Raw genomic sequence first — 6,242 nt, forward strand, 5'->3', positions numbered from 1 at the left:
CGCCCACCGCCGGGCTCGTCGCTGTCCGGGGTATTTGCGAGTGGCTCTGGGCGGGCGATCGGAAACCGTTGAAGATCGATTCCCCCTGATCGGGCACCTCGCGATACCGAGTGGAGTCGGGGCGGTCACGCAAGGCAGAGTGGGAGGGTGAGTGAACTGTGGGCGCACACCTTGACGTGGGCAGATGTGGATCCGGCTCGGCATCGGTTCGAGATGGACGACGATACGGCGGAGCAGCTTCAGAGCCTTGTCGTGCCCTTGTTGCCTGACGCTGACGTCGCTCGCGAGGATGGCGGGCGTTCGCTGGATGGCGTGACCGAGTTTCTGGTGGGCCGGTACGGCCGGTGGGCCTGCGGATGGAACTGGTCGGTCGGCGAGGGGGATGTCGACGGTGGTGTCGTGGAGGTGTGGTGCTGTGCATCCGACTCCGTGACGACCCCGGACGCGACTGCCCCGCTGGTCGTCGAGGCCCTTCGGGAGTGGCGTGGCTGGCTGGAGGACCTGTCGGAGCGGTTCGCGGCCCTGGCCCCTTCGGAGAGCCCCGCGGTTTCTTCGGCCGACGGCTGGCCGTGGGAGCGGGCGTGCGCGCGTCTGGTCACCGTGGTGGCTGACCGCACCCAGGCTGAGAGCGGCTGGTACGGGCATTGCATGCAAGTCCTGCGGTGGTTCCTGGCCTACAACGGCGTCGACGAGGGGCAGGCCGGGAGAATCGTCGAGGACGCGGTCGGCGGCCGGTTCGGCAGCTGGATCGCACCTGGCGGTCCGGTGGTCGACGCGGTGAGTGTGAGGTTCGCCCGAGGCGTGGATGGCATCGGATGACGTCCGGGACCGGCCAGCCGCAGGACAGCCTTGCCGACTGGCTGCTCATCCGGCCGGAGATCTCCTGGCCGGCCTGGCGCAGCGCGGGCCTCGCCTCGCAGGCGCCGAGCTGCGACGGCTTCCGGAAGTTCTTCATGACCACGCGAGGCGTGCGCGACAGTGGGGGAGCCGTGCGGGTGCTTCACGCCCTGGAGGTGGCCTTCGCAGATGCTGAGCAGGGCCGTCCGTTGACTTTCGCTCTCATGGCGAAGTGGCAGCGGACGGTGCTGGGCCACGACCGCGTCGGTTTCCGCACGATGCCGGCCTTCGCGAAAGGTGGTCGGGAACGCTACGGCCTGGCACCCGATACGCCGGCTCGATTCGAGCGCTGTCTGTCCCAGAGCGCCGAGGTGGATCTGCCGTTGCCGTCCCGTGCTGCCCGGACCTACCTCGACATCCTCTTCTTCCATCCCTTCGAGGACGGCAACGCCCGTGCCGCGATGCTGGCGTTGGCCTTCGTCCTGGCCCGCGACAGCGTCCCCCTCGACCAGGTTCGCCCTCTGCAGACCACCCGCTGGGCCGACGACGCCGACGGCGCAGCCGACCTGGCGGTGCTGCTGGGCATCCTGATCACCACTGCGCAGCCGCGCCGGTGCCACGGGAGACAGTCGTGAACGAACGCGACGTCCTGCTCAACGAGCTCGCGCAAGGGCCGCGCCCCATGTCAGAGGGCATCGAGTGGTTCGACCGTCTCGGCTAGGAGGAGCAGTCCGAGGTGCTGCTGTCGCTGCGCCATCACTGCGTCCAGGCACGCGCGGTCGCCGAGGACCCATCGGAGAGTATTCGCCGTGCCGGGCTGCGCCCGCCCCATACACCCGCGGTACTGATCTCTCGAGGCCGGATGGCCGAGCAGTTGGGAAAGGCCGCCGCTCTCGCGCCGCGCGACGGGCCCGGCGCTGGCCGACGGGCTCGCCGCGGACCTGGCCGTGCACGAGAAGCTGGACCGGGTCCGGGTGGTGCGTGGCCGCGCGGTCGCGGTGGCCGGGCACGAGGACCGGGCTGAAGTCACGCTGGACGGCGGGCAGGACCTGTCCGCAGGCGCGGTGGTCGTGGCCACCGGGGTGAGCACGTTGGGGGCGGGCGATGTCGACTGGGTCGACGCGCCGGACACCGGCTGGCTGCCGCCCCTGTGGCGCGCGGCGGCCGCGGACCTTGCGGGGCGCCGCGTGGCGGTGCTGGGCACGGACCAGCCGCTGGGCACCTGGCTGCGTGCCCACCCCAACGCCGACGTGCGGTTCGACGTGTTCTACCCGGCGGCCGACCAGTACAAGACCGGTGAAGTCGCCGACGAGCCGCGGGTGCGCCTGGATCTGGTGGAACGGATCAGCATCGCGCCGGTCTCAGCCGGACTGCGGGTGACCGCGTGGCACCCGCACGGCGGCGCCCACGTCTTCGTCGTCGACACGGTCCTGACGAACATGGGCTCCAAGCCCGCGGCCCTGACCGGGCTCGAGGTCGACGCTGACGGGTACTGCCCGCCGGAGGCGCAGCACCCCCGCATCCTGGTCGCCGGGGACCTGAAGGGCGCGCGGATGCAGTGGATCGCGGTCGCGATGGGCGACGGCTCCCGGGCCGCGCTCACGCCGTACTACCAGGCCCAGGCCGTCCCCCGCTGACCGTGCCCCAATGCAGCCCTGGCCACTGTGGGGCCAGGGCCGGTGTAGGTTCCCGTGAGCCCTGTCCTTCAGAGACTCCGTGACCTGCACCTTCTTGGCCCGTTTCCATAGTCATGTCATCGGTCTCGTCCCATCTGCGTGTCATTTTCCTCAAGAATCAGAGGTAGAGCCTGGAGGGGGACGAGACGGGCAGGTGCGGTCAAGGTGTAGTAGATGCGGCCACGTCCGCCGCGATGAGGTCGTTCAGCTGCGCTCTCGCGTCGGCTTCTCAGCCATCCGGAGGCTTCCAGGCGACGAAGCTGCTTGTAGATGGTGTTGAGCGGGAGACTGGTGGTGGTGTGGAGCTGCGTCGCGTAGACCTCCTGGTCCGCATGTGACAGGAGATGGAGTGTGAGAGACATCAGCGGAAGGGGGACGCTGATGCGGAGTGGGGGCTCCTGACATGAATAGAGGTCGGTCAGTGTGCGGTTCTCGGCACCGAATGCTGTTTGCGCGGCAGACACGACCTCCCGGTTCGGCATGGGAGTGATGTCGCAACCGAGCGCAAGGAGCATGAGCTCCCGCGCCTGTTTGCTGTCGAGCTCTTGGAGGAGCGATGCTCCCCGGGAAGTGGGCCGTTGCGGTGTGCGCCCTGTTGACCGGCGGAAGAGATCCTCGCCGATGGCCCGTTCCAGTCGGCTGAACTGCATGCTGAGGGTGCTGTGTTCCACGTTGAGGTAGTCGGCAGTGGCCGAGAGGGTGGGGAAGGCCATGTGGATCTGGAATCGGCGGAGACGGATCCAGCCGTGCAGAGTGCCCTCAACGGCTGCCCGGATGTCGCAGTGCACCGACTCGTCGAGCTGCATCAGCATTTCGCGTCGACTGCGGGAGCCGACGGGGCGGATGGCAACTCCGAGCCTGGTGAGTCGGCGCACGACGGTTTCGGTGCAGGCTCCGGTTTCGCGGCTGATGTCTCCGAGACTGCGCAGGTGGACGACGTACTGATCGCGTAGCCAGGCGTCATCGAATGGGTGAGGACGGGTGCCTCCGGGCTGAACCTTGATGCCAAGGTCCTTGGCCCGTTGGACCACGAGGCGCTGAGGCAAGTCGAAGCTCTTGGCGATCTCTCTCAGCGACCTCTTCCTCACCTCGTGCTCACGGTGCAGGAACTGTGGTGTGAGGAGAGTGTGCGCGCGTGATCGCAGGCGCCATCTGCTGAACTCCGCGGCGGGGTCAGTGACATCGTTGAGCATGCGCTCCCACGTTCTGCGGGACTCGGTATCCGTACTGCTGAGGCCATCTGACGAGTACGAGGACGTCAGCTCGGTGAACAGTCGGTCCACGTCCGCGAACACCAGGTCAGCAGAGCGATGTCCGTGGACGGGGATGGCATCGAGCTGCTCCTGGGCGCCGAGGAGGGGATGCCGCGGGGACAGCGATAGGAGTGGAGCGGACCTCAGGTCGGCGCCGCAACTGCCCCGCCGCCTCGAAGGCTTGTGTGTGCACCGTCCCGGCTGCTGCCAGGGCACTCCTCCCGAGATCGAATCACGTGGCGGCCGGCGGCAGCGGGGGCAATCGGGGTGCAGAAGTGCACGGTGACGGGTGCAAGCGAAGGCCCAGGGAAGCCACCAGCGCAGCATCCAGCGCCCCTGTGTCTCCTCCAGGCACTGAGGACAGAACCGACAGCTCGGCGTGCGACGACCAAAGAGATCTGCGGGGGCGACGGTCTGGTCGAGGCGGCCTGAAGGCAGTTGGAGACATTCCTCCAAGGTCCGCAGATGCTGTTCGGGCAGGCCGGTGACAAACTTATGGATGCGCTCGGGCGGTGGCAGGTGGAGTGCTGACAGAAGCGAGGGCACCGACATCCAGAAGCGGCGGGCGAGGGTCTCCAGCCAACTGTCCATACTCTCGCCCGGCAACGGCGTCACGCGAATCGTAGAGGTCCGCAACTCGTTCATGCTGCCGTCTTTGGTCGGCTGGCCAGGCGGCCGGAGGTGAGGGCCTGCTGAAGTTCATCCCGGCCCTTTTCCGCGGCGGCGTCGTTCTTCACCAGGTCCAGCAGCTTCTGATCCAGACGTTCGGCACCAGTGCGTACGGCTCTCTGGCAGCCGCGGTTGATCAGCGTCATGAGGGAGCCGATGTGCCCGGTGCTGCGGGCGAACAGGTAGTCGGACAAGTCGTCCGCGAGTATGCCGGGGTACTTGTCCGCCAAAATGAGACGCTCCTCGATCGCGAGCAAGGTGTTGCGCCAGTCGGTGCGGCCCTGCTCGGAGTCGATGGTGAACGGAGCTAGATCGAGCGCGGTGGTTCGGCGCCCGGTCTGGGCGAGGACCGCGTCTTCGTAGCTGTTGCCCTCGCTGAACAGGCCCTTGCTCTCCAGCCCGACCCCGATCATCAGCAAGGTGACGGGAAACTCGTTCGCGATGTACTTGAAGTGGTTACTGACCTCGATGCCGGACGTGTTCCTCCACCGAAGGAAGTGCAGATCGTCGATGATCAAGAGCTTTGTCTCGGCCGACAAGACACAGTCCAGGGCGCGGTAGCCGAACTCCGCCGCGGTGCCACGGAACCTGCCGGGGTGCCCGTAGTACTCCAAGATCGCCCGGTTGAAGTCGCGCATCCCGGTATTGGCGGTCAGCCCGACCCGGCAGACCGGCCACCGTTCGTGTCCGGCAGCCGTGAACTGGCCCTCCTCCCGGAGGATGCGGCGATGGAGCTTTCTGGCGAAGGAGAGAACAGCAGTCGTCTTGCCCAGCCCTGGGAAGGCGTCCAGCGCGATGCTGCCTTTGGCCTTGTCGCCGTCCTGGTCGTTGCTGTCGAAGATGTCCCACAGGTCTTCGTGTAGGGCGTCCATCTGCGGGGTCCGCAGCGGGCCGAGGTTGGCGTGCCACTTGCGCCGGCCACGGTTGTACTCCTCCATGGCGGCCTCGCCCATCTTCTTGATCCGGCGGCGGGGCAGCAGCTCGGGTCGCTGCCGCGGCGGGGCGTCCGCGAGCCGTTGAAAGCCCTCCTTGCGGGACAGGGTCAGGTGATCGAGCCTGGAGTGCAGATCGGCTTCTTCAGCGTGGGGCCGGACTCGTTTACTCATCGTCATCCACGTCCTTCAGCGCCGAGGCGTAGAAGTCGAGTTCCTCGTCCAGCTCCTCCAGAGCGTCCGCGTCGTCATCCCCCTGCTCGGCCTCACCGGACTCGATGGCCGGAGCCGAAGGCTGTTCAGGAAGGGACAGCACGCGGGCTACCGACGGCAGGACGTCGACCTCGGAGGCTTCCTCTTTGGGCAAGTCCACGGCGGCCTGTTCGCGAGAGAGTCGCAGGGCCATGCGCCGCTCGGCCAGGGAATTGCCGAGTCCGAGATTCCACCGCTCCAGCAGGAGCGCGACGGCGAGCTTGTCGCCCGGGTAGGTGTACTGCTTGGCGGCCAGGCGCCGGGCGAACTGCAAAGCCTCCTCGCTCAGCGGCATCTGCAGACTCGGTGCGTGTTCCCAGCGCAGTGTGTGCCAGGTGCGTTCCGCGTCGCGGAAGTAGACGCGGGTGACGTCATCGGGGTCGGCGAAGAATGAGGCGTCCCCCGGAGTGTGGACACGGGGGTTTCATGCCGCGAGCGTGAGTCTATGCTCTGCCCGGTGCTGCTGTTCGAACTCGATAGGTGAGAGGTAGTCGAGGCTGCTGTGGCGCCTGCGGGCGTTGTAGTACGTCAGCCACTGGAAGATCTCCAGCCTGGCCTGACGCACCGTCGTGAACACCCCTTGCATCGCTTCTCTCTTCAGCCCCTGCCAGAAACTCTCGGCC

General features: G+C 67.3%; 7 protein-coding genes and 2 pseudogenes. 4 read left to right on the forward strand and 5 right to left on the reverse strand.

From position 1 onward, the window contains the following. The first annotated feature begins 147 nt into the window (after positions 1-147). The 4 genes and pseudogenes from ABT160_RS39810 to ABT160_RS39825 all read left to right on the forward strand — a co-directional run bounded on the left by ABT160_RS39810 (position 148) and on the right by ABT160_RS39825 (position 2,474). Positions 148-819 (forward strand): hypothetical protein, encoded by a 672-nt coding sequence (locus tag ABT160_RS39810; protein ID WP_351653520.1) that lies wholly within the window; start codon positions 148-150, stop codon positions 817-819. Next, the gene (locus ABT160_RS39815) at positions 816-1,472 is read left to right on the forward strand and encodes a Fic family protein (protein WP_351653522.1); all 657 of its coding nucleotides are present in this window, start codon (positions 816-818) and stop codon (positions 1,470-1,472) included. The genes ABT160_RS39810 and ABT160_RS39815 overlap by 4 nt, the downstream gene beginning before the upstream one ends. Before the next feature lie 98 nt (positions 1,473-1,570). Beyond that, a pseudogene (locus tag ABT160_RS39820) lies at positions 1,571-1,861 on the forward strand (DUF5958 family protein); the annotation flags it as partial. Then, the gene (locus ABT160_RS39825; RefSeq protein ID WP_351653524.1) at positions 1,785-2,474 is read left to right on the forward strand and encodes an NAD(P)/FAD-dependent oxidoreductase; all 690 of its coding nucleotides are present in this window, start codon (positions 1,785-1,787) and stop codon (positions 2,472-2,474) included. The pseudogene ABT160_RS39820 and the gene ABT160_RS39825, both read left to right, overlap by 77 nt. A gap of 116 nt (positions 2,475-2,590) precedes the next feature. Here the strand turns inward: ABT160_RS39825 and ABT160_RS39830 are convergent, their stop codons facing one another. From ABT160_RS39830 to ABT160_RS39850, 5 genes and pseudogenes are all read right to left on the reverse strand, one after another. Further along, the gene (locus tag ABT160_RS39830) at positions 2,591-3,706 is read right to left on the reverse strand and encodes a LysR family transcriptional regulator (protein ID WP_351653533.1); all 1,116 of its coding nucleotides are present in this window, start codon (positions 3,704-3,706) and stop codon (positions 2,591-2,593) included. Positions 3,707-4,048: 342 nt separating this feature from the next. After that, positions 4,049-4,411 (reverse strand): annotated as a pseudogene (locus tag ABT160_RS39835) (TniQ family protein); the annotation flags it as partial. Next, positions 4,408-5,547 (reverse strand): AAA family ATPase, encoded by a 1,140-nt coding sequence (locus tag ABT160_RS39840; RefSeq protein ID WP_351653526.1) that lies wholly within the window; start codon positions 5,545-5,547, stop codon positions 4,408-4,410. The gene ABT160_RS39840 and the pseudogene ABT160_RS39835, both read right to left, overlap by 4 nt. Continuing rightward, entirely contained in the window at positions 5,534-5,914 is a 381-nt protein-coding gene (locus tag ABT160_RS39845; RefSeq protein ID WP_351653528.1) for a hypothetical protein, read from the reverse strand. The genes ABT160_RS39840 and ABT160_RS39845 overlap by 14 nt, the downstream gene beginning before the upstream one ends. A gap of 129 nt (positions 5,915-6,043) precedes the next feature. After that, positions 6,044-6,242: integrase core domain-containing protein (locus ABT160_RS39850; RefSeq protein ID WP_351653529.1), on the reverse strand; the 199-nt coding region annotated here is incomplete at its 5' end.

The sequence above is a fragment of the Streptomyces sp. NPDC001941 genome (assembly GCF_040296945.1).
Lineage (GTDB): Bacteria > Actinomycetota > Actinomycetes > Streptomycetales > Streptomycetaceae > Streptomyces.

Coding starts and splice junctions, on each gene's coding strand:
- ABT160_RS39840 (WP_351653526.1), bottom strand. CDS start 5,547: ATGACGATGAGTAAACGAGTCCGGCCCCACGCTGAAGAAGCCGATCTG.
- ABT160_RS39845 (WP_351653528.1), bottom strand. CDS start 5,914: ATGCCGCTGAGCGAGGAGGCTTTGCAGTTCGCCCGGCGCCTGGCCGCC.
- ABT160_RS39830 (WP_351653533.1), bottom strand. CDS start 3,706: ATGCTCAACGATGTCACTGACCCCGCCGCGGAGTTCAGCAGATGGCGC.
- ABT160_RS39815 (WP_351653522.1), top strand. CDS start 816: ATGACGTCCGGGACCGGCCAGCCGCAGGACAGCCTTGCCGACTGGCTG.